Source organism: Klebsiella sp. K4 (assembly GCF_014596785.2).
Taxonomy (GTDB): Bacteria; Pseudomonadota; Gammaproteobacteria; order Enterobacterales; family Enterobacteriaceae; genus Klebsiella; species Klebsiella pneumoniae.
Genome location: NZ_CP115021.1, coordinates 907,096 through 928,261 on the forward strand (window position 1 = coordinate 907,096; position 21,166 = coordinate 928,261).

The 21,166-nt window shown below is 60.4% G+C and carries 24 protein-coding genes and 1 riboswitch; of the genes, 4 read left to right on the plus strand and 20 right to left on the minus strand.

The genetic code is table 11. The features are described 5' to 3' along the window. Window positions 1–16: 16 nt before the first annotated feature. From IB144_RS04490 to pduA, 20 genes are read right to left on the minus strand one after another with little or no spacing between them, the layout of a single operon-like run. Window positions 17–1,231: an acetate/propionate family kinase gene (locus IB144_RS04490; protein ID WP_149358902.1), complete on the minus strand. Its 1,215-nt coding sequence runs from the start codon at window positions 1,229–1,231 to the stop codon at window positions 17–19. Next, window positions 1,228–1,668 carry a propanediol utilization protein PduV gene (pduV, locus tag IB144_RS04495; RefSeq protein WP_004185483.1) on the minus strand — a complete coding sequence of 147 codons (441 nt, stop codon included), beginning with the start codon at window positions 1,666–1,668 and terminating at the stop codon, window positions 1,228–1,230. Before pduV ends, IB144_RS04490 begins: the two co-directional genes overlap by 4 nt. 4 nt (window positions 1,669–1,672) lie before the next feature. Beyond that, on the minus strand, window positions 1,673–2,023 hold the full coding sequence (gene pduU, locus IB144_RS04500; RefSeq protein WP_002915850.1) for a propanediol utilization microcompartment protein PduU: 351 nt from the start codon (window positions 2,021–2,023) through the stop codon (window positions 1,673–1,675). Beyond that, complete coding sequence (gene pduT / locus IB144_RS04505; RefSeq protein ID WP_064162239.1) at window positions 2,023–2,577, minus strand: propanediol utilization microcompartment protein PduT; 555 nt, start codon at window positions 2,575–2,577, stop codon at window positions 2,023–2,025. The genes pduU and pduT overlap by 1 nt, the downstream gene beginning before the upstream one ends. A gap of 2 nt (window positions 2,578–2,579) precedes the next feature. After that, the gene (locus tag IB144_RS04510) at window positions 2,580–3,932 is read right to left on the minus strand and encodes a 4Fe-4S dicluster domain-containing protein (protein ID WP_065888475.1); all 1,353 of its coding nucleotides are present in this window, start codon (window positions 3,930–3,932) and stop codon (window positions 2,580–2,582) included. Continuing rightward, on the minus strand, window positions 3,929–5,041 hold the full coding sequence (gene pduQ / locus IB144_RS04515; RefSeq protein ID WP_064162237.1) for a 1-propanol dehydrogenase PduQ: 1,113 nt from the start codon (window positions 5,039–5,041) through the stop codon (window positions 3,929–3,931). The genes IB144_RS04510 and pduQ overlap by 4 nt, the downstream gene beginning before the upstream one ends. Before the next feature lie 11 nt (window positions 5,042–5,052). Next, window positions 5,053–6,441, minus strand: a complete 1,389-nt coding sequence (gene pduP / locus IB144_RS04520) for a CoA-acylating propionaldehyde dehydrogenase PduP (protein WP_004143947.1) — start codon at window positions 6,439–6,441, stop codon at window positions 5,053–5,055. Continuing rightward, window positions 6,438–7,454, minus strand: coding sequence for a two-domain cob(I)yrinic acid a,c-diamide adenosyltransferase PduO (gene pduO / locus IB144_RS04525; protein WP_004185478.1), 1,017 nt, complete (start codon window positions 7,452–7,454; stop codon window positions 6,438–6,440). The genes pduP and pduO overlap by 4 nt, the downstream gene beginning before the upstream one ends. 10 nt (window positions 7,455–7,464) lie before the next feature. Further along, a complete protein-coding gene (locus IB144_RS04530; protein ID WP_002915814.1) occupies window positions 7,465–7,740 on the minus strand; it encodes a EutN/CcmL family microcompartment protein in 276 nt (91 codons plus the stop codon). A gap of 3 nt (window positions 7,741–7,743) precedes the next feature. Then, window positions 7,744–8,235, minus strand: a complete 492-nt coding sequence (pduM, locus tag IB144_RS04535) for a microcompartment protein PduM (RefSeq protein WP_019704763.1) — start codon at window positions 8,233–8,235, stop codon at window positions 7,744–7,746. Further along, window positions 8,232–8,864 (minus strand): phosphate propanoyltransferase, encoded by a 633-nt coding sequence (locus IB144_RS04540; RefSeq protein WP_002915810.1) that lies wholly within the window; start codon window positions 8,862–8,864, stop codon window positions 8,232–8,234. Before IB144_RS04540 ends, pduM begins: the two co-directional genes overlap by 4 nt. Next, window positions 8,864–9,310 (minus strand): BMC domain-containing protein, encoded by a 447-nt coding sequence (locus IB144_RS04545; RefSeq protein WP_002915808.1) that lies wholly within the window; start codon window positions 9,308–9,310, stop codon window positions 8,864–8,866. Before IB144_RS04545 ends, IB144_RS04540 begins: the two co-directional genes overlap by 1 nt. Window positions 9,311–9,331: 21 nt before the next feature. Beyond that, entirely contained in the window at window positions 9,332–9,607 is a 276-nt protein-coding gene (pduJ, locus tag IB144_RS04550; RefSeq protein WP_002915806.1) for a propanediol utilization microcompartment protein PduJ, read from the minus strand. A gap of 18 nt (window positions 9,608–9,625) precedes the next feature. Beyond that, window positions 9,626–9,976 carry a glycerol dehydratase reactivase beta/small subunit family protein gene (locus IB144_RS04555; protein WP_004900279.1) on the minus strand — a complete coding sequence of 117 codons (351 nt, stop codon included), beginning with the start codon at window positions 9,974–9,976 and terminating at the stop codon, window positions 9,626–9,628. Continuing rightward, complete coding sequence (locus tag IB144_RS04560; RefSeq protein ID WP_149358903.1) at window positions 9,966–11,798, minus strand: diol dehydratase reactivase subunit alpha; 1,833 nt, start codon at window positions 11,796–11,798, stop codon at window positions 9,966–9,968. The genes IB144_RS04555 and IB144_RS04560 overlap by 11 nt, the downstream gene beginning before the upstream one ends. A gap of 13 nt (window positions 11,799–11,811) precedes the next feature. Further along, complete coding sequence (gene pduE / locus IB144_RS04565; protein WP_002915750.1) at window positions 11,812–12,336, minus strand: propanediol dehydratase small subunit PduE; 525 nt, start codon at window positions 12,334–12,336, stop codon at window positions 11,812–11,814. Window positions 12,337–12,350: 14 nt separating this feature from the next. Further along, window positions 12,351–13,040: a propanediol dehydratase medium subunit PduD gene (pduD, locus tag IB144_RS04570; RefSeq protein WP_008806302.1), complete on the minus strand. Its 690-nt coding sequence runs from the start codon at window positions 13,038–13,040 to the stop codon at window positions 12,351–12,353. A gap of 10 nt (window positions 13,041–13,050) precedes the next feature. Beyond that, on the minus strand, window positions 13,051–14,715 hold the full coding sequence (pduC, locus tag IB144_RS04575) for a propanediol dehydratase large subunit PduC (RefSeq protein WP_002915744.1): 1,665 nt from the start codon (window positions 14,713–14,715) through the stop codon (window positions 13,051–13,053). An 18-nt stretch (window positions 14,716–14,733) separates the two neighbouring features. Continuing rightward, entirely contained in the window at window positions 14,734–15,546 is an 813-nt protein-coding gene (gene pduB, locus IB144_RS04580) for a propanediol utilization microcompartment protein PduB (protein ID WP_002915739.1), read from the minus strand. Further along, window positions 15,543–15,827 carry a propanediol utilization microcompartment protein PduA gene (gene pduA, locus IB144_RS04585; protein ID WP_002915737.1) on the minus strand — a complete coding sequence of 95 codons (285 nt, stop codon included), beginning with the start codon at window positions 15,825–15,827 and terminating at the stop codon, window positions 15,543–15,545. Before pduA ends, pduB begins: the two co-directional genes overlap by 4 nt. 524 nt (window positions 15,828–16,351) lie before the next feature. Here pduA and pduF point away from each other — a divergent pair. The 4 genes from pduF (at window position 16,352) to cbiB (ending at window position 21,161) form a co-directional block, all read left to right on the plus strand. Then, the gene (gene pduF / locus IB144_RS04590; RefSeq protein WP_004185469.1) at window positions 16,352–17,161 is read left to right on the plus strand and encodes a propanediol diffusion facilitator PduF; all 810 of its coding nucleotides are present in this window, start codon (window positions 16,352–16,354) and stop codon (window positions 17,159–17,161) included. 203 nt (window positions 17,162–17,364) lie between these two features. Continuing rightward, window positions 17,365–18,276, plus strand: coding sequence for a regulatory protein PocR (gene pocR, locus IB144_RS04595; protein ID WP_004181164.1), 912 nt, complete (start codon window positions 17,365–17,367; stop codon window positions 18,274–18,276). Between the two features lie 281 nt (window positions 18,277–18,557). Then, window positions 18,558–18,736: riboswitch (cobalamin riboswitch) on the plus strand. A gap of 92 nt (window positions 18,737–18,828) precedes the next feature. Beyond that, on the plus strand, window positions 18,829–20,205 hold the full coding sequence (locus tag IB144_RS04600) for a cobyrinate a,c-diamide synthase (protein ID WP_062920477.1): 1,377 nt from the start codon (window positions 18,829–18,831) through the stop codon (window positions 20,203–20,205). Continuing rightward, entirely contained in the window at window positions 20,202–21,161 is a 960-nt protein-coding gene (cbiB, locus tag IB144_RS04605) for an adenosylcobinamide-phosphate synthase CbiB (protein WP_048271040.1), read from the plus strand. Before IB144_RS04600 ends, cbiB begins: the two co-directional genes overlap by 4 nt. Window positions 21,162–21,166 lie beyond the last annotated feature (5 nt).

Below are 21,166 nucleotides of genomic sequence, written 5' to 3' on the forward strand. Positions count from 1 at the left end.
AGAGGAGGCGCGTCGTTTATGCCGACACTGCCAGCTCGCGCGCCTGCGGCAATGCAAGACGCATGACGTCGCGGGCAATCATAAGCTCTTCATTGGTGTTGATCACCGCCACTTTGACCAGCGCATTATCCGCCTGAATAAAGGTCGCGCTCCGCTGGTTTTTCTCGTCGTCCAGCGCGAGGCCGAGAAAATGCAAATTGCGGCAGATCGTCGCCCGCGCCCGGGCGGAATTCTCGCCTATGCCGCCGGTAAAGATCAGCGCGTCCAGACCTCCCATCTGCATGATATAGCTGCCGATAGTCGCGCGAATGCGTTCGGCAAACAGCGACAGCGCCAGAGCCGCCCGTTCGTTGCCGGCGTCGGCTGCCTGTTCGACGTCGCGGTAATCAGAGGACACGCCGGAGACGCCCAGCAGCCCGGATTCATTATTCAGCAGCTGGCTGAGCTGCAGGGCGGATTTCCCTTCTTTCTCCACCAGCCAGGGAAGGATCGACGGGTCGATATCGCCGCTGCGGGTGCCCATCATCACCCCGGACTGGGGAGTAAAGCCCATTGAGGTATTCACCGACTGCCCGCCTTTGATGGCGCAGACGCTACAGCCATTGCCCAGATGGCAGCTTACTACCCGCAGGGCGCTCAGCGGTACGCCCAGCTTTTCCGCCAGCGCGCTGCTGACATAGTGATGGCTGGTACCGTGAAAACCGTAGCGGCGAATGCCCAGCTCGGCGTAATAGCGCCAGGGGAGGGGATAGAGCCAGGCCTCCGGCGTCAGGGTCTGGTGAAAGGCGGTATCAAAAACCGCCACCGCCGGTACCGCGGGTAACAGCTGGCGAAAGAGACGTATGCCCAGCGCATTGACCGGGTTATGCAACGGCGCCAGCTCCGCCAGGCGCTCGATCTCCCGCAGGGTATCGTCGCAGACCAGCGCGGCGTCTTTGAAGCGTTCGCCGCCGTGGGCGACGCGGTGGCCAACGCCGTCGATCTCCTGCAGGCTGCTCAGGATCCCGCGGCCGGTCAGCGCCTCCAGCAGCAGGGTCACTGCCTCATGGTGATCGGCGATGGGCAGCGTCTCCTGCCATTTCTGTGCCGACGTTTTCAGCGTGAAGCGGGCCTCGGGCAGGCCGATACGTTCGATCAACCCCTGACAGAGCAACGCCCCCTGCGGCATGTTAAGCAGCTGAAACTTCAGGGAGGAGCTGCCGGCGTTAATCGCCATGATTTTATAGGTCATTGATATTCCTCTGCATTCAGGCAGGCGAACAGGTCATCAAGCCCGTCGCCGGTTAACGCGCTGGTGATAAAGATATGTCCGGCGCCCGCCGCCTCGAGCCATGTCCGGACCTGTTGCAGACGGGGCGGGGCGGCCAAATCGGCTTTGGTGATCACCCCGATAACCGGGCGGTTCATCGGGGCGGTAAACCCCGGAGAAAAGGGTGACCAGGGCGCATCGGCATTCAGTACCAGCGCGATGACATCGGCCTCGCAGGCGCTGGTTAACAGCGCGCTGTACAGGCAGCGATTTTCCAGATATTCCCCGGGGGTATCGATCGCGGCCGGCGTCCAGACGATGGCCTGGGTTTTCTGATAGCGCAGGGTTTCGCCGCGCAATACCTGGGTCAGCGAAGTTTTGCCGCACTGGCTGGGTCCGATAAGCATCAGGCGTTTCATGGGCTCAGGTCCGTGTGATCGGGCAGGCGGTGAAGCGCATCAGCTCACCGAGGGTGCGGGTGACCTGCCTGAGCGCGTACTCCACGGCGGAGACATCGCCGGTCAACACCACCGCGCCGGTGAAGCGATCGAGAAAACCGATCTCCACCGCGCCGGACTTGGTAGCGATGTCGCAGGCGATAATCGATGCTTCACTGGGGGTAATGGTAAGAATGCCGATGGCGGAGACCGCGTCCGGCAGACCCAGCTTTTTGAACAGATCTTTGCCAGGATTGGCAATGAGATGCGCCAGAGTGACCTGTTTGCCCGGGACATACTCCTGGATCATGCGTTCGGTAGGGGTTTGCGGTTCCATTATCCCTCCATCAGCTGTTGCCACAGCGCATCGTGCGGTCGCGGGATCACTGCCCGGTGAACCAGTAATCCTTTCTCGCCTGCGCTGTCGCTGGCCACCGTGACGGCGTTGTCGACATCGGCGATATCACCCGCCACCACCATGTAGCATTTGCCGCTGATACCAAACGCCATATGGACCCGCACCAGGGTGACGTTGGCCGCTTTCACCGCGTGGTCGGCGGCGCTGATGCACGCCGCCACGCTCCAGGTTTCGACGATCCCCGCCGCCTGCCGCTGCCCGACCACGTTGAGACCGCTGATCGCCGGTAGTACGCTGGGGTGAATGTTGGCCAGCACCAGGCTGTCCACCAGCATCTCCCCGGCGCGCGCGGTGCCGGCGGCGATTGCCTGCTGCACGGCGCCGACGTCGCCGCCGAGCATCAGCAGGAATTTCCCGGGACAAAGGGTTCTGCAGAGCAGGAGCTGTACGTTCGCGCTTTTCAGCATGACGTCGCCCAGCTCCATCCCCCTGGCGATGCTGGTCAGTTCTAAAATTCCGATAGCCTGGGTCATGATTAACCTCTTACAAGCGTAATGGCCTGCTCCGTGATGGCGGAGACCAGGCCGTCAATACTGGCGTGCACCGGCGCGCCGAGGGCGTCGGCGGGGATATCCGCCAGTAGCTGGCCGCGCGTTACCCGCTCTCCCGGCGCGACGCAGGGCACGGCGCTGATGCCGATATGCTGGCGCAGGGGCAGGGTGACGCAGGCCACCTCCGGCTCCACCGCCGTCAGCGGCGCTTCCTGATACCAGGGATCAAGTCCCAGTTTGCTGATGAGCCGCTTGACCGGCACCAGGCGGTGCTTCGCCATCTCGTCCGCCGGACGCAGCGGTCCGTCGTAGCGCAGGTTTTTCGCCCTCAGCTCACGTTTCAGCAGACGGTTGATGCGCATGGGGGAAATACCCACCGGGCAGGCGACGCTCTCGCAAACGTTGCACTCCGAACAGGTCAGGGCGCTGAGCAGCAGCGACGGGGTGGCCGCCTGGCGATAGTTCACCGCCCGCACCAGCAGATGAGGGGAAAGCTCATGGCCGATCAGGTGCCGGGGGCATAAATCTGTGCATAAACGGCACTGTTCACAGACGGTGCGGGCGATGGCGAGCAGCGTTCGTTCATCCTGCCGCCGTCGCTGGATCAATGGATGGTTGCCCGGGAGCACCAGCAGGCCGCCGGTGGTTTTGGTGACCGGTGTCTCGAGGGAGGTAATAAGCGAGCCCATCATCGGACCGCCGTTGATAAACCCCGGTTCGTCAACCGTCGCGCCGCCGGCCAGATCCAGCACCTCGCGCAGCGATATACCCAGTGGTACGGCCAGCGTCAGCGGACGGGCGACGGCGCCATTGACGGTCAACGTCCGGCGAGTCACCGGATAGCCCTGTTCCACGGCTCTGGCGATATTGAGCACCGTCTGCACGTTATTGACCACCACGCCGACGCTGACCGGCAGCGCGGCAGGTGGTACGCGGCGTCCCGTCGCCAGCCAGATAGTGAGCACCTCATCCCCGGCCGGATAGACGTCAGGCAGAATATGCAGCCGGGCCCATTCCGGGAGTCGTGGGGTTAATGCCGCAATCGCCGGAGCATATTTCGCCTTCAGAGCAATGATCCCTTCCCGGGCGCCAGTGGCGGTCATCGCGTAACCCAGGCCGCGAATCAGTCGGTCAGCCTGCTGAGCCATCAGCTGTTGGTCAACCTTCAGCATCGGTTCGCATTCGGCGGCGTTCACCAGCACGGTGTCCACCCGGGCCTGCAGTTTGATGTGGGTCGGAAAGCCTGCGCCACCGGCTCCTACGACGCCAGCGGCCCGAACGCGTTCGCGGATCTCCGCTGCATCAATGCTTGATAGTGGCACTATCGCTTCACTCATTGCAGGCTCTCCAGCAGTTGCGCGATGGCCGCGCCATCGACCGGACGCGGGTTGGTGCGCAGGGTGGCGTCGGCCAGCGCGGCCGGCACCATTGCGGGAATTCGCGATAAGAAAAGGGGATACTTTTCCTGCAGCGCGCCCTTGAGGGTGGGAATGGCGCACTGCTGTTTCAGCGTTTCCACCGCGGTAAGCAGCGCCTGGAAAGCCTCCTGTTCGCCAGCTGCGGGCGGGCAGAAGCGGCAGGCCCTGGCCAGGCGTGCATAGCGCTTAGCCGCTCGCGGCTCGCCGGCATTGAAGCGGATCACCGCGGTCAGCAGCAGCGCATTGGCCAGGCCATGGGGGAGGTGAAACTGGCCGCCAAGCTGATGGGCGATCGCATGATTGAGCCCAAGGCCAGCCTGGCTAAAGGCCATACCGGCGAGGGTTGATGCATTGTGCATTTTGCTGCGGGTCGTAATGCAGTCGCCCTGACGAATCGCAACGGGCAGGGTGCGAAACACCAGCCTGGCGGCCTTTTCCGCCAGCGCATCGGTAAAATCGGTGGCCTGCGGCGAGACCCATGCCTCCAGGGCGTGGGTCAGCGCGTCCAGCCCGGTATGGGCTGTGATGGTGGGCGGTACGCTAACCACCAGCGTCGGGTCGATGATCGCCATGTCGGGACAGAGCGCCTCATGGAACAGCGGGTACTTGATCCCTTTTTCCGGGTCGCTGATGACGCAGGCGCTGGTCACTTCCGAACCGGTACCGCTGGTGGTGGGGATCGCCACGCAGGTGTCGACAGGCAGACCGCCCTGCTGGCTGAACCAGACGATAGCCTTGGCGGCATCCATCGCCGAGCCGCCGCCGAAGCCGATCACCACCTGCGGACGCAGGGCCTGCATCTGCGCTATCCCTTTCGCCACGGTGTAAATGGTCGGATCCGGTGTAATATCGCTGAACACGCTGACGCGGTTGCTGGCGGGCAGCGCGGCGCGCAGTCGGTCAAGCAGCGGCGAGCGCGCCAGGAAGCCGTCGCAGACGATCCAGATGTGCTGATGGCTAAAGCGCTGCAGCGCGGCCAGGCTGCCCGGGCCGCTGTAGAGGCGCGTTTGCAGAGAAAAGGTATGCATGGCGCCCCCGGTTAGCGAATGGAAAAACCGTTGGTCAACACGCAGCGCCGCAGGCGGGCGAACGTCCGCGCGGAGGTGGTGCCTTCTCCGGTTGGCGTGGCGATGGTGAAGGTGGTAAACCCTTCGCCGCCGACGCCGATTCCCGCGTAAGACGGGCCATTTTTGACAAAAATGGAGGTCTGCAGCGTGCGTGCCGCCAGATTGAGCCGCGAGACATTCTGCGAGTGCATAATGGCGGTGTGGTGCAGACCCTCCTCAACGCGCAGGGCCAGCGCCAGGGCGCTGTCAAAGTCGGCGACCCTGACGATCGGCAGCACCGGCATCAGCTGCTCGCAGGTCACCCAGGGGTCGTTCGCCTCCACCTCGGCTATCAGCAGGCGAGGGGGGCGAGGCGGAACGGCGAGACCCGCCGCCGCCAGCAGCGCAGCCGGGCTTTTACCGACCAGTTTTTTATTCGCCGCGCCGTCGGGCAGGCAGACGGCACGCAGGGTATCGGCCTCCTGTCGGCTCAACAGCAGCGCGTCAAAATCCTGCATCTGCTGGATCAGGCGGTCAGCGACGGAGGCGACGACGATCAGGCTTTTTTCGGCGATACAGGGCAGGTTGTAATCGAAGGCGGCGCCGCTGATGATATCTTCGGCGGCTTTGACGAGATCGGCGGTTTCATCAACGATGCACGGCGGATTGCCGGCGCCAGCGCCGATCACTTTTTTACCGCTTTTCATGCCCATCGCCACAATGCCAGGGCCGCCGGTGATAGCCAGAACGGCAATCAGCGGGTGGGACATCATTTGCTGGGTGGCTTCAAAGGTCGGCTCGGCAACGGTCACCACCAGGTTACGGATCCCGCTGCAGCGGTAGGCGATCTCTTCGATCCTGGCGATAAGCTTCAACGAGACCTTTTTCGCGCCGGGATGGGGGCTGAAATAGACGCTGTTACCCGCCGCCAGCATGCTGATACTGTTGTTGATAATGGTTTCCGTTGGGTTGGTGCTGGGCGCCACGGCGCCAATAACCCCGAACGGCGAGTACTCAAACAGCACCATCCCGCCATCGCCGGTGAGGGCGCTGGTAGTGAGATCCTCTATGCCCGGCGTGTTTTCAAGAGCGGCTTTATTTTTCAGATATTTATCTTCTTTGTTGCCCATGCCGGTTTCCGTGGCGCTCTCTTCCGCCAACGTCGCCAGCTCGGGGGCCAGCGTCTCCCGCAGGGCGCTGATAATGGCGCTGCGGGTTTTTAGCGGACACTGCTGATAGCGGAGAAAAGCCTGATGAGCGGCGTCGATGGCGCTGCCGACATCGCAGAAAATGCCCTGCTCTTGCTGAGGGGCAGGGGGCGTCGGCGCGAGCTTTTCACTGAGGATGGTGCGGATAAGGGTTTCCAGTTCTGCTGTATTCATTGATGAGTTCTCACGTTAATGGCCGCCATGGCAGCCTGTGCAATAGCCATATCCTGCTCGACGCTGCCGCCGCTAATGCCGAGGCCGGCTATTAGCTGGCCATCGCGCCACAGCGGATATCCGCCGCCAAAGGTGACGACTTTGCCCTGCAGATGGCTCTCCAGACCGTACAGCGCAGCGCCTGGCTGTACGGTCGTCGCGAGCTCGTGGGTGGCGGTTTTCATGGCGACGGCGGTCCAGGCTTTTTTCGGCGCCAGCTCGCTGCTGACCAGCAGCGCATCGGGCATTCGCCAGGTCACGGTTTCGGTGCCGTGTGCGTCAACGATGCTGACCACCACCGGCACCTGCAGCTGGCGGGCGTGTTCAATGGCCTGACGGATGAGCTGATGCAGCTCGTGAAAGGAGAGCGACCCGGCCTGGGCTTTGGGCGCGTCGGGCGCAGGCGACCCGCTGGCGGCCAGATAGCGGGCCGCGATCTCCGTCACAAGGCGGCGCTGGTGAGCGGCATGATCCTCGCTGCGCGCCAGGGCATACAGGCAGTCAGATAAGCGGTTCAGATAACGCAGCAGTATCTGACGGATAGTAACCTCTGCCGCCAGCTCGACCAGCCGGCGCTCCGCCCGTCTGGCAACGGTGCGGGCCAGGTGCAGACGGCTGGCGGCTTCACAGCGTCCGGGCAATACAAACTGGTGCAGCGCCGGCACGCGGGCCATCTCGCGATCGATGGTCTGCTCCAGCAGGGCAATCTCTTCGCTGCTGATATAGCGCTTACCCGGTGATGGCTGTTCGCTGTCGCTGGCGAGCTCCGCGCTGAACCAAAAAATGTGCTGCTGCAGGGCTTCGAGCAGGGTGCGCTGTTCCTCTTCAGCGACGGCGCAGACGCACAGGCTCAGCATGGCGTTCAGTTCATCCAGGGTGCCGTAGGCTTCGACGCGCGGATGCGTCTTGCTGACCCGCTGGCCGGTAAAGAGTGATGTACTGCCGGCATCGCCGGTTCGGGTATAGATAGCCACAGGCGCCCCCTTAGCGTGAAAGTGAGTCAACAATGCCCACGACGGCAAGATCGATGGCCTCATTCGGGCCGCTGAAAACGTGGCGTGCGCTCGAGCCGCTGCAGAGCAGCACCAGCTCGCCGACACCAGCGCCAACCGAATCTACCGCCACTTCATCGCCGCTCGTGGGGAGAATCGGACGATCGTCGTCCGCGCTTACCCGGCGCACCAGCAGCAGTTTTTTGCCGTTCAGAGAGGGCGATTTTTGCGTCGAGACGACGGCGCCGGTCACGCGTGCCAGATGCATAGTTCACTCCTGCTTAATCAATTGAACATGCCGCGCGACGGCCGCTTCGCGGGCGAGGGCGGTGATAATGGGACGGCGGCGCAGCACCAGATAGCCGCCACTGAAACGGGCTACGTCGGCATAGGTGAGCACCGACGCGGCGTGAAGCCTGACGGGCTGGCCAAGCGGATCGCTGAACGTCAGCGGCAAGCGGGCGAGTTTTTTTACCGCCAGCGCGGGGAGCTGGGCGGGAAGCAGCGTTAGCTGTACCCGAACGCCCCAGGCCATCGCCTCATGCAGTGCGCAACCGGCTGCCGCCAGCGCACGCTGGCCGGCAAGCTGCTCCAGCAGCGGTAAATCCACCTGCACGATGCGCAGCGAAGCGTGCTGGCACAGCAGGCTGCGGATATCCGCTTCGCCGAGCTGGGCCACGCTGAGCGTGGCCGTGCTGAGGGCGCGACGGCGCAGACGGGCGGCGACCTCTTCGACGATACGCTGCAGCATCGCGTGGTTCATGGCTTCGTCACCAGCGTTGCCCAGGCTTGCGCAGCGTCAGCGCCTGCCGCATTGGCTTCGTCAGTATCGATGTGCATCTCAAGACGCATATCCGGGGCAACGCGGACCGCCACGTTGTCGAAGATAAGCCGCCTGTCGCTGCCTTCGATCGCCACCGCGACGCTATCGCCATGGGAGACGCGCAGGATCAACGCATCAAGTGGCGACATATGAATATGTCGCTGGGCAACAATCGTCCCGCCGCTCAGCTCCAGTTCGGCAAAGGGGCTTATCAGGCGGATCCCCGGCGTGCCCTGCAGATTGCCGGACATGCGCAGCGGCGCGGCGATACCGAGGATCCGGGCGTCGGTGCGTGAGATTTCCACCTGGCTGGTCTGGCGCAAAGGGCCGAGCAGGCGCACGTTGTTTAATCGCCCTTTGGGGCCAACCAGGGTCACCGTCTGCTCTGCAGCATATTGTCCCGGCTGCAGCAGCGCTTTTTTCGGCTGGATGGGCTGCGCGGGAAAAAGCCTGGCATAGTCAGCCGCCGCTAAATGGATATGGCGACTGGAGATACCGATTGGAATGGGACGCTGGCGCATCTCATCCAGCACTTTGTTGACTGTCGAAGCCAGCTGTTGTTTATCCATTACGCGTCACCTCGTTTACCGGCGTGCAGGCACTGCGAGCGGGGATCGCCTTTTTGTCGTGGGCAGTGTGGGTCCAGGCACAGGTTGCAGGTCACCCGCTCCGTAGAGTGGGAGGGGGCGTCTGTGAGGGCCGTGTTCTCCTCCGTCACGGCGACGTCAGGCGCTGGTGAAGGCGCCTGGACGCGGGCCGGCAGCAGGCCTTCCCCGGGCCTGGCGATAACCTTCTGCGCTACCAGCCCCTGCTGCCGTTCGGCGAGTTCGGCCCCGGTCATCACCGCCGCCTGGACAGAGGCCACATCACCGGCGATCTTCACCACCATCCAGCCGGAACCGTTGGTCTTTTCCAGGGCGAGCAGCGTGATGGCGGCCGCTTTCGCCATAGCGTCGGCGCAGGTGATGGCCAGGGCCAGACCGCTGACCTCAAGTAATCCCAGTGATTGCTTCACGCGGTGCTCCTTTTTTGAGGGTCAGACGGATTTCGGCAGAATGGCCTCAACATCGCTATGCGGGCGCGGGATCACATGGCTGGACTTGACCTCGCCGACCACGCTGGCCGCCGCGCTGCCGGCGTCAACGGCGGCTTTGACCGCGCCGACGTCTCCGCGGACCATCACGGTAATCAGCCCGGAGCCAATTTTTTCGTAACCAATCAACTGCACGTTGGCGGATTTCACCATTGCATCAGCGGCTTCAATGGCGCCAACCAGGCCTTTCGTTTCAACCAGTCCTAGTGCGTTATTCATACTGCGTTCTCCTGTGGATTAAGCATGGCGATCCCGAAATGGGATCCCTTTGACGAGACGAGCCGCATTGTTGCCAGTGTTTCGCCGGGCCAGCCTGTTCTGGTGATACATCAGCGAAAACAGCGGAGTTGATGCGGGTAAATTTTTGTAGTGCACGATGAGCCGTTCCCGGTCGCAGGCGATGCCTACCTGCAGCGGCGAACGCTGCGCCGCCTGCCAGGCGTGATGAACAAGATCGCCGCCGGTCTGCGGCTGCAGAACAAAAGGAATGCCTTCCTCTTCAATGCCCAGCAGGACATCGCGCCACTGTTCGCTGCATTCGTCAGTGACGGCAATGACGATGGCGGGGGCGACTACGCTACTCTCCATGTGTGCCTCCTTTTTGCCAGGAAAGGAGTAATCCGCTGGCGACCGCATTGCGTGGGCCTTCACAGCCGCGGATGTTGCCGCGCCCGGCAACCAGCCGGTAGTGTGCCAGCGCGTCGGTGACCAGCTGGGGGATCTCGAAATCGAGGGACGAGCCGCCCACCAGCACCACGAACGGGATGTCGCGAATGTTGCCGGTAGGGCTCACCTGGCGTAACGCTCGCAGGGCGTTGGTGACAAAGACGCGTGATTTGGCGCTACGGCGAATGGCGCGCACTTTCTCCAGCGGCAGATCGCCGGGCAGGGGAACCAGTTCATCCGGTTTCACCACGCAGACGCGGGCAAATACCGTCGGTGGTAAGGCCGACGGAAAAAACTGGACGCTGCCGTCTTCATGACGCAGATGAAACAGGCTTTCGACTTTTGCCAGCGGATATTTTTTGATCTCTTCCGCCAGGTAGCGGTCCTCAAGCCCCAGCTCGCGGGCGATGATCATCGTGACCATATCGCCGGCGCCGGCCAGGTGAGTGGCGCTGATCTCTCCCTGCGCATTGATAATGGAGGCGTCGGTCGACCCGGCGCCCAGATCGAGGATCGCCAGCGGGCGCGTGGTGCCGGGAGTGGTGAGCGCCCCAAGAATGGCCGCCTCCGCTTCGGCGCCGCCCACCTGAACCGCAATCTGCAGTTTGTGCTCAATTTCACGGGCGATGAGGGCCATCTGCAGGCGATCCGACTTGACCATCGAGGCGATACCCACCGCCTGCTCCAGCGAGAACTCCCCCGCAAGACCGCCGGTCACGCTGACTGGCACCGCCGTATCAACGGCCAGCAGATCCTGAATGCGGATCTCCTGAGCTGGCTTATTGGTAAGCTCCGCCATGGTCTGGCGCACGTGCTCTAGCATGCCGCCGATATTGGTGCCCGCTTCTCCCGCGACGTTGTCCAGTTTGCCGCAGCCGTCAACCGCTTTCGTGATGGCTTCCGCCCCGGCGGCTACATCAACCTGTACGCTGCGCCCTTGAGCGATGAGCAGCAGATTACCTGCCGGAATAGCGCGGGCCTTGACGTCGCCGGAGGGGGTTTTCACCACCACGGCCGAGCGGTTGCCAATCAGCGCCCGCGCCATTGGCACGATATTTTTGGTCTCCTCGGCGTTGAGATCGAAAACGGTCGCAATACCGTAGGGGTTGGAGAGCGTTTCGATGATCTTACCGGGTAAAGCGACCTCGACGGCCGCCAGCATGCCAAGTGGAATCCGGTCGATATGCTGAACTTCGTCGATCACCGGTAGCGGTTGCTGTAGCCGGTTATTGACCAGCACGCCGTCATCCTGCTGCAAAATAATGCCGGTTATCTGATAGCCCGCTGCCGTTGCCGCATTGACCATCGCGGCGACATCGGCAAAGTCAAAGGCCGAGGAGACCACCAGAATATAGGGAGTGTCCGCGGAGCAGGACAGCAGCGCCTCTGGTGTGATGGTGATGCCGACCCCCAGTCCGACGCCGCCGGGTGTCTTCGGGTTATGGCCGATCATGGTGGACTCGGTGATGATGGTTTCCGTGATGGTTTCCATCGCCACATCGCCAATGACCGGCGTGGCTTCGTTAATGCGAATAAGCGAAATATCGCTGAGCTGAATGCCGGCCGCTTTTGCCGCCTGCGTTAGCGCCTCCTGGATACCGAACACATTTCGTAATGTGCCTTTTATACCCGTGGTTTCAGCCAACGCGCTGTGGCGAATGTTCAGCACTCCTGCGTCATCGACCGTCGCCAGGGCGACTTCTGTCGAGGAGTTGCCAATATCAATGCCAGCGATATAGCGCATGCTTACCCCCCTGTTAATCGTCGCCTTTGAGTTTCTTACGCTCGATGTACAGCCCGGCCGCTTCCCGAACAAAGGCGGCACAGAGTCGTGCCTGGTAGCGATGCTCGAGGTCATCAGCGATCGCCAGTAGCTCCGCCTGGGTGGAACGGTATGGGCGCAGGGCGTTGTAGATCTCAAGGATCCGGTCGTCGGGAACCGCGGTGAGCTCTGCGGCCCGCTCAAAGTTCATCGCCAGCCGATCGCGTCCGGCATCCTGGGCGATCGCCGCCTGCATACGCAGCGTTTCCGGAGTGATGCGCATGTCCTGCGCCGTAACGCGATCGCTTAATACGTTCTCCAGCGTCAGGTCATCGAGCGTTTTATTGGTAGCGGTTTTGACCCACTCCGGATGGCGGGTCGCTAACGGGTAGTCGCTAACTTTTGGCTGGCGAACGGTGTCGTTTGTCGGCGCGGCTGGCGCGGGCGTTATCCCGTCCTGTAGGCTGTTCATCCGGCTCAGCACGTCGCGTACCATGGATTCAATTGCGTCGGTATTCATCGGGATATCCTTTGTTAAAGCGCCACGCGCAGTTCCTGCGGGTTTTTGCCCGTCACCACGTATTTGGTCTCTTTAATGTGCAAAATGGCCGACTTCGCCTGGTATTTGGGACGAGCCATCTGATCGTTAAGCGTCGGCACCGGCTGCGGCGACTCGCGTTTGGCGTAGCGCGCGGCGTTTTTGCCAATCTGACGGTAGGTTTCCAGCGTCAGCAGCGGCGCCTGCGGGAAGAGTTCCAGATTGGAAAGCGGCGGCAGGCCGCGCTGGTGGATGACGGTGGTGCCTTTCGACTGAATACCGATCGAGATGCCGGAGCCGCTCAGGCGGTTGCCTTCCACTGCCACGAAGGCGACGTCAGAAGACTTAAAGCAGCGGATCACCCGGGCTTTGATGCCTTCTTCCTCAATGCCGGCGATCACTTCGCGCAGAATATTTTTATGCGGAATGCCGACGATATTGGCGGTTTGCGCCAGACCAAACGCTGGCCCGACGGCAATAATGACTTCATCCTGCTGCGTGCCGGGTTTGGCTTCGCCGATTTCCGTCAGGAAGCTGTCGCCGGACACAGGCGCAACGGCGACCGGTGCGGCAGAGGCGACAGAAGCCGCAGGCGCGCTAAAGGAGACCGGCTTATCTGCGCCTGATTTCATCTCCGACAGCACCTCTTCGATAATCTGGCGCAGCAGCGTTTCGTTAATTTCCATTTTTCACCCCTTAGCCAAGTTCATTGGGATCGAGCGCGCCCGGGATATTTTTAATCTCTTCCCAGCGCTCGCCTTGCAGGCGGTAGCCTGTTGCCGGACCGGCATAATCGTTCACGTCATTCACGGCCGAGAGCACCTGGCCCTCGCCAACAATGATGGCGGAGGTATGCAGGTAGTCGCCGGTGAGCTTGGCTTTCTGAATATTGAGCATGTCCTGGGCGACATCGGGGAAGCCGCCTTTCGCCAGGGCTTTCACCACCTCCAGGCCGTTGCGGTTCTTGTTGATGATCTCCTGAGCAAACTTGATGTCCTCGACGATATTGCGCTCAGGCATATCTTTTGAACCGTGGGCGTAGGTGGCGGCTTCTACCTCTTCATCCGTAATAGGCGGCAAACCCATGCCGGCAAATACCGCCTGCAGCGCGCGGGCGGCTTTGTTGCGAATGGCGATCACGTCCTCTTCACGCACCGGCCGCAGGCCGCCATCGACCTTCAGGTCGCGCTGGATCACGTTGTAGTCATCGAAGTCTTCGGCATCTTCGTTGGAACCGGCGAACATGTTGTCGTAGTTGGGCACCGCCGAGTAACCGGAGGAGATGAAGTCGGTGCCTGGCAGGAACTGCATCAGCAGACGCGCGGTACGCCGCATATCCGAGTGGGTAAAGGTTTGATCGTTGCTGGAGGCGCACTCCAGATCCAGCGCTGAGCAGATCAGGTTTTCCGCCAGTACGGCGCGGATCCCGGACGGCACGGCGGACGGTACGCCGATACAGCTGACGGAGCCATTCTGCAGGCCTTGCACCCCGGCGGCTTTGGTGATGTAGATGCAGCGCGCTTCGAGATAAAGCATCGATTTGCCTTCGGCATAGCCCATCTGTACTTCAGAACCGGAACCGGAGGTAAAGCGCATTTTCAGGCCGCGCGAGGCGTAGGAGGAGGCGAGGAAGCCTTTCGACCATGGAGTGTCATCGCCATCGGTAAACACCGGTTCCGTACCGTATACCGAAATGGTTTCGGCATAGCAGGTGTGGCCCAGCATGCCCAGTTTCAGCTCGGTGGCTTCTTCCAGCGAACACTGGGTGAGGACGCCGGGACGGCCAACCTGTGAACCCACCAGCAGGGCGATGGCGTTGAACGGCGCGTAGCGCGCCACGGCGACGGTGGTCTCCTGCTCGTCAAAGCCGCGCCATGCGCCTTCAGCGGCGTCGGCGGCAATCTGTACGGGATTATCTTTGATATTAGTGACATGCGCCTGCTGGGACGGCGTGCGGCGGGCGCGCATTTTTTGCATCGCCATCATCATCTCTACCACGTTCATATGCGACACCACTTCCACGATTTTCGCCGGGGTCATCGCGGTAGTGAGCGGCACGATGTCGCTGCGTTTAACGTTCGGGTCGCAGAGCATGTTGGCGAGCTTAACCGAATCCATGGCCATCACTTCTTCGGCCCGGGCGAGATTAATGCCGTAGCGCGCGATAAAGTGGTCAATCAGGTCGAACTGCTCAACCGGTTTACCGTCGAGTTCGGTCACCGCGCCGTTGACGATGCGGATAGAAGGTTTGGGATCGTTAGGGCTTTCCATCGCGATAAAGCCCTCTTCAATCCACTCCTTAACGAAACCATCCTGATTCACAGGGCGTTTCGCCAGTGCTTCAAATCTTTTCGATCTCATGAATCAGCCTCGCGGATATTAAATGTAGGAGGGGCGATCGTTTTTCGGTTCGGCGCCCAGCGTCGCCAGTACGGTTTTGCCGATCTCCCGGGCGGAGATCACCGCCTGGCGCACCGCGCCGGAGTCGCCGGAAATCACCAGAATGGCTTCGTTGCTGAAACTGGTGCCGTGGGCCGGTGAGCTGTAAGCTACCACCTCGACGTTGGCTGATTTCAGCGCGGTATCGGCCATCAGCACGCCAACGGACGCCGGGGCGCCGACGATAATGCCGCAGGCGCGGCCCAGTGGGGCGCCGAACGCTTTTTCCAGGGCATAACTGGCGCGCGCGGTATACTGCAGCTCAATATGACCCGCTTCGTTGCCGTAGACATCGCCGAAGGTACGGTCCAGCTCTTTCAGCGCGACCTCAATCCCGCGTTTGACGTCGGAAACATCATTCCCGCCCAGCACAATCAGCGAGCCATGGCCGGCGCCGCCTTTGGTGTCGCGAGGAAGCTCAATGCTGACCACTTCGGTGTTGGTGGCTTTGACCGCTTCATCGGCGGCCATGATGTGCGGCCCGGCGCCGGTGCGGGCGCCGAGGATGCCGATAGAGCGATAGCGTTTTTCGAGCTTCATCGCCTCCAGCAACGCGGCATCCACGTTGGCGATGACCAGCCCGAGGGTGTCGCCAATGGCGGTCCCGACAAATTCCGTTAAGCTGCAGCTTTTCTCTGCCATAGCCGTCTCTCCTGTGGGATGGGGGGTATCGGGAAGCGCCTGCTGCTCTGGCGTCGCCACACGGGCTATGACTTGCGCCATGATCTGTTCAACCAGCTCATTGCTGCTCATTGGCTATTCCCCTTCGGTAAGATTTTTTCAACATCGGTATGGGGGCGGGGAATGACGTGTACGGCTTTCACTTCGCCCACGTGGCGGGCTGCGGCGGCACCGGCGTCGGTGGCGGCTTTAACTGCCCCCACGTCGCCACGCACGATGACGGTCACCAGGCCTGAACCGATCCTTTCATAGCCAACTAATAAAACGTTGGCCGACTTAACCATTGCGTCAGCGGCCTCTATGGCTGCGGTTAAGCCTTTGGTTTCTACCATTCCTAATGCTTCTTGTTGCATAAAGACCTCGCAGGATATGTGCCAGTGAGGCAACTATATGGCGGAGCGGCGAAAAAGAATGGCTGAGTTGATGGTGGAGAGCGAAAAAATAGTGGTTTTTATATAGTATAAAATAGATTTATTTTATTTTATATCGTTGTTTTTACTTGATTTTATTGTTTGTATAAATGTGATTATATTGCAATTCACGCTCCGTATTTACATTTTAAAAGGTGATTTTTTAAATTGTTTTTGCTATGCGATATTTTGCGTGATGTGATATTTGTTGGAAAATAAGCACTGCGCTTTCGCAATTTTTTATCATTTAGTTGGAAATTAAAATACCCCCTGAACGCCCGCCATTGCTGCATGGATTCGCGAACAAATAGCAATAAATTATTCTTCTTCGGCGACTTTACGCCGCCCGATTTCCGCAGGATGCCAACACTTTGCCGCTGCCGGTTTCTATAGTGGGCCTCGCCGTACCCAACGAGCCAGCGGATGGTTGGCTGGCCTGGACACGAACTTCGTCACGAGGTGTCACAATGAATGGTTCTTTACGCGCGCAATGTATCGCCGAGTTTTTAGGCACCGGGCTGTTTCTGTTTTTTGGTATCTGCTGCCTGAGCGCCCTGAAACTGACCGGCGCCAGCCTGGGGCTGTGGGAGATCTGTATTATCTGGGGACTGGGTATTTCTCTGGCGGTGTACCTGACGGCCGGCATTTCGGGGGGACATCTGAACCCCGCGGTCACCGTCGCCCTGTGGCTGTTTGCCTGCTTCCCGGGCAGAAAAGTGGTGCCCTATATCCTGGCTCAGGTCGCCGGCGCGTTTGGCGGCGCCGTGCTGGCCTGGATACTTTACAGCACCCTGTTTACGCAATTTGAAACGGTGCATCATATGGTGCGCGGCAGCCTGGAAAGCCTGCAGCTGGCCAGTATATTCAGTACCTACCCGGCGCCTGAGCTCAGCATCTGGCATGCGGCGCTGGTGGAGGTGGTGATCACCTCGATGCTGATGGGGATGATCATGGCGCTCACCGATGATGGCAACGGCGTACCCAAGGGCCCACTGGCGCCGCTGTTGATTGGCATTCTGGTGGCGGTGATCGGCGCCTCGACCGGGCCGCTTACCGGCTTCGCGATGAATCCAGCACGCGATTTTGGCCCGAAATTGTTCACCTGGTTCGCCGGGTGGGGCAATATCGCCATGACCGGGGGAAGAGATATTCCCTATTTTATCGTGCCCATTATCGCACCGTTGTTAGGGGCCTGCCTCGGCGCCGCAATTTATCGTTTTCTTATCGCCAATAATCTGCCCTGTCATACCTGCGTGGAGGAAGAAAATACGCGTTAGCGTCATAAGGGGAATGTATCTGTGAAATAGCCAGGCTAATTTCATGAACCGATATCACGAACCGCTCAAAAAGTCTCCCCGGGTTGGGAGACTTTTGTTATTGTCAATGCACTTTTTTATCGTCGATGGGATCTGATGCTAAAAAAGGTAAATATGAAAAATATGTTTTATTTATAACAAAAAATTAACTGAGGGGTTTTATCATGATTTCTGCGAGTACCCTAAACTCAGAACTCATCAATAAAATCGCACAGGATTTTGCGCAAGCCACCAGTCTGGCGGTTGTGGTCGTCAATATTCACGGTGATGAGATTTCTGAATTGTTTAATTTCACGCCGTTTTGCCAGCTGATGCGTCAGCACCCGGAGCACAGCGGACGCTGTCGCATGAGCGACCGCTGCGGCGGGCTGGAAGCCTCGAAAAAAGACCAGCTGTGTATCTACCGCTGTCATGCGGGGTTAACCGATTTTTCCATCCCGCTGGTGATTGCCGGCCACCTGGTCGGTTTCGTGCTGTGCGGGCAGGTGCGTCTGAGCAATGATGTTGAACTGGTTGATATCTTGAACGTCGATGACCGCTGGCAGGACGATCCGGCGCTGGTCCAGGCGTTTCGCGATGTGCCGGAGATGGACTATTCGCGGGTTATCGCTTCGGCGGATCTGCTGAAGCTGATCGTCGAGAATTGCCTGAAAAAACAGCTCAACTTTGTGGTTATCAAAGATAACCCGTCGCAGAACGACCCGGCGCAGGCCAGCCGGGCGCCCTCGCCGCACGATGGCAAAATGAAGAAGGCGCTGCGCTATATCGACGCGCATCTCTCCGATGAGCTGCGTCTGGAGGATGTGGCGGCGCATGTCTATCTCAGCCCGTACTACTTCAGCAAACTGTTTAAAAAGTATCAGGGGATCGGTTTTAACGCCTGGGTCAATCAGCAGCGGATGGCGAGCGCAAAAGAGCTGCTATGCCACAGCGACTGGAGCATCGCCAGCATCGCGCGGAATTTAGGTTTTTCGCAAACCAGCTATTTTTGCAAAGTGTTTCGCCAGACCTATCAGGTAACGCCGCAGGCATTTCGTCAGCAAATTAATGCCGGATCACAAACTGAGTCTTTTTAAATGACAATATTTTGCTATTGCCGATTTTTGATATCCCCGAGTATCTTCATCAATATAAAATGAAAAAAACGACAGTAGAGCAATAAATTGTCATAGCGCAACAAAATAGTGATATTCGAGGGATAAACTACACCAGTTTTTATTTTTGTGATGAGATAGAGTGTCCGTTAATACGAGACAGCTGATTATCACAACACCGCTTTCCTTCACTGACGTCATTGTGACGAGTGATGAAACGGTAAAAGAAAACATAAAGTAATACCCGTCGATGCAGGGCGCATCGGCGAAACAAACCGACAGGTTCGACACCAGTTTGGTGTCAGGGAAGGGGGTGTAAATCCCCCGCAGCCCCCGCTGCTGTGATGCTGACGACCCCGCAAAAACCACTGATCGAAAGATTGGGAAGGGCGGGCGAGAACGAGGCTAAGCCAGAAGACCTGCCTGCCGGTAACTGACCAACAACTTCGGTGGGAAGTGGGTGGCTTAGCGGTGCGTGGTCGCAGGACCAGGCATGCGCGTAGCTATACCCTGACCGCCAGAACAGGACAGGGTATGGCAACCAGGCGTGCGTTCATTCTTGCGGGTACCGGCAGCGGTTGTGGCAAAACCACCGTTACGCTCGGCCTGCTCAGCTTGCTCCAACAACGCGGTATGCGGGTGCAACCCTGTAAAGTAGGGCCTGACTACCTGGATACCGCCTGGCACACCGCCATCAGCGGCATCGCTTCCCGCAATCTCGACAGCTTTATGCTTCCCGCCCCGATACTCAACGCGCTGTTTACCGAACAGCTACAGCAGGCCGATATCGCGGTTATCGAAGGGGTGATGGGCCTGTATGACGGCTACGGCACCGACCCCAACTACTGCAGCAGCGCGGCAATGGCTAAGCAGCTTGGCTGCCCGGTGATTTTGCTGGTCGATGGCAAAGCGGTGTCGACCTCCATCGCCGCCACGGTGATGGGTTTTCAACATTTTGATCCGGCTCTCGACATCGCTGGCGTTATCGTCAATCGGGTCAACAGCGACGCGCACTTCCAGCTGCTGAAAAGCGCCATTGAGCGCTACTGTCAGGTGCCAGTGCTCGGCTATGTGCCGCGCGTGGAAGGCGTGGCGCTGCCCGAACGACATCTGGGACTGGTGACCGTCCGCGAGTCGGTGGTCAATCAGCAGGCATGGCGGGATTTTGCCAGCCTGCTGGGGCGCACCCTCGACATAGACCGGCTGCTGGCCCTCAGCGAACTGGCCGCCATGCCGATCGGCGAGTGGGGAGAACAGCTTGCCGCCGATGCCGGCGAAGGACTGACGCTGGCCCTCGCCGACGATGAGGCCTTCAATTTTTATTACCCCGATAACCTGGCGCTGCTGGCGCGCTGCGGCGTGAAGATGGTGCGCTTTAGCCCACTACGCGATCGCCAGCTGCCGGCCTGCCAGATGATCTGGCTCGGCGGCGGCTATCCGGAGCTGCATGCGGCCGGGCTATCCGCTAACCACGAGATGCTGACACAGCTTCGCGCGGCGCACCGGCGCGGGGTGGCGATCTACGCCGAGTGCGGCGGCCTGATGTACCTGGGCACGACCCTGGAAGTCACCAGCGGCGAGCGCTACACGATGGCGGATATTATTCCCGGACACAGCCGAATGGGGACGCGTCTGACCCGGTTCGGCTACTGCGAAGCGCAGGCGCAGCAGCAGACGCTGCTGGCAGCCCCTGGCGAGTGGCTGCGCGGCCATGAATTTCATTACTCCGATTTTTCTCCCGCCACCCCCGCCGTACTGGCCTGCCGTAAACAGCGAGACGGTAAGACGCTCCAGCAGTGGCAGGGAGGATGGCAGTCCGGCAGCGCCTTTGCCAGCTATCTCCATGTCCATTTTGCCCAGCGTCCCACCATGCTCAACCACTGGTTGCGGGCAGCAAGGAGGGCGCTATGACCCTTCTCGCCTGGTGTGTAGCCTGGATACTTGATGCCGTCATTGGCGATCCGCCGCACTGGCCGCATCCGGTGCGCTGGATAGGTCGCCTGATCGCCGTCAGCCAGCGTGTAGTGCGACGCGTCTGCCATAGCGACCGGGCGCTGCGCATCGGCGGCGGGGTGATGTGGCTGGTGGTGATCGGCCTGACATGGGGCGTGGCCTGGGGCGTACTGGCGCTGGCGCACGGGATCCACCCCTGGCTTGGATGGCTGGTGGAAGTGTGGATGATCTTCACCGCGCTGGCGGGACGCTGTCTGGCACAGTCGGCGATGGCGGTGGCCCGGCCGCTGCAGGCCGGAGATCTCGCCGAAAGCCGGCATAAGCTCTCCTGGATTGTCGGGCGCGATACCTCTCAGCTCCAGCCAGCGCAGATCAACCGTGCGGTGGTGGAGACCGTGGCGGAGAACACGGTGGATGGCATTATCGCGCCGCTCTTTTTCCTGCTCCTCGGCGGCGCGCCGCTGGCCATGGCCTATAAAGCGGTCAACACCCTCGATTCCATGGTCGGCTATAAACACGAAAAATACCGGGCGATCGGCATGGTCAGCGCTCGTCTTGATGATGTAGCCAACTTCCTTCCCGCCCGGCTGAGCTGGCTGTTGCTCAGCCTTGCCGCGGTGCTATGCCGGGAAGATGGCGCCCGGGCGCTGCGTACGGGCTGGCGCGATCGCTATCAGCACAGCAGTCCTAACTGCGCCTGGCCGGAAGCGACCGTCGCCGGCGCACTGGGGATCCGCCTTGGCGGCCCGAACGATTACTTCGGCCAGCGCGTTGAAAAGCCCTGGATAGGCGACGCCGTCCGCGACATCGCGGTGGACGATATTTCCCGAACCATTCGATTAATGTGGGTGGCGTCAAGCCTGGCGCTGGCGCTGTTTATCGGCGTGCGCTACTGGCTGGTCGGCGCGGCCTGAGGAGA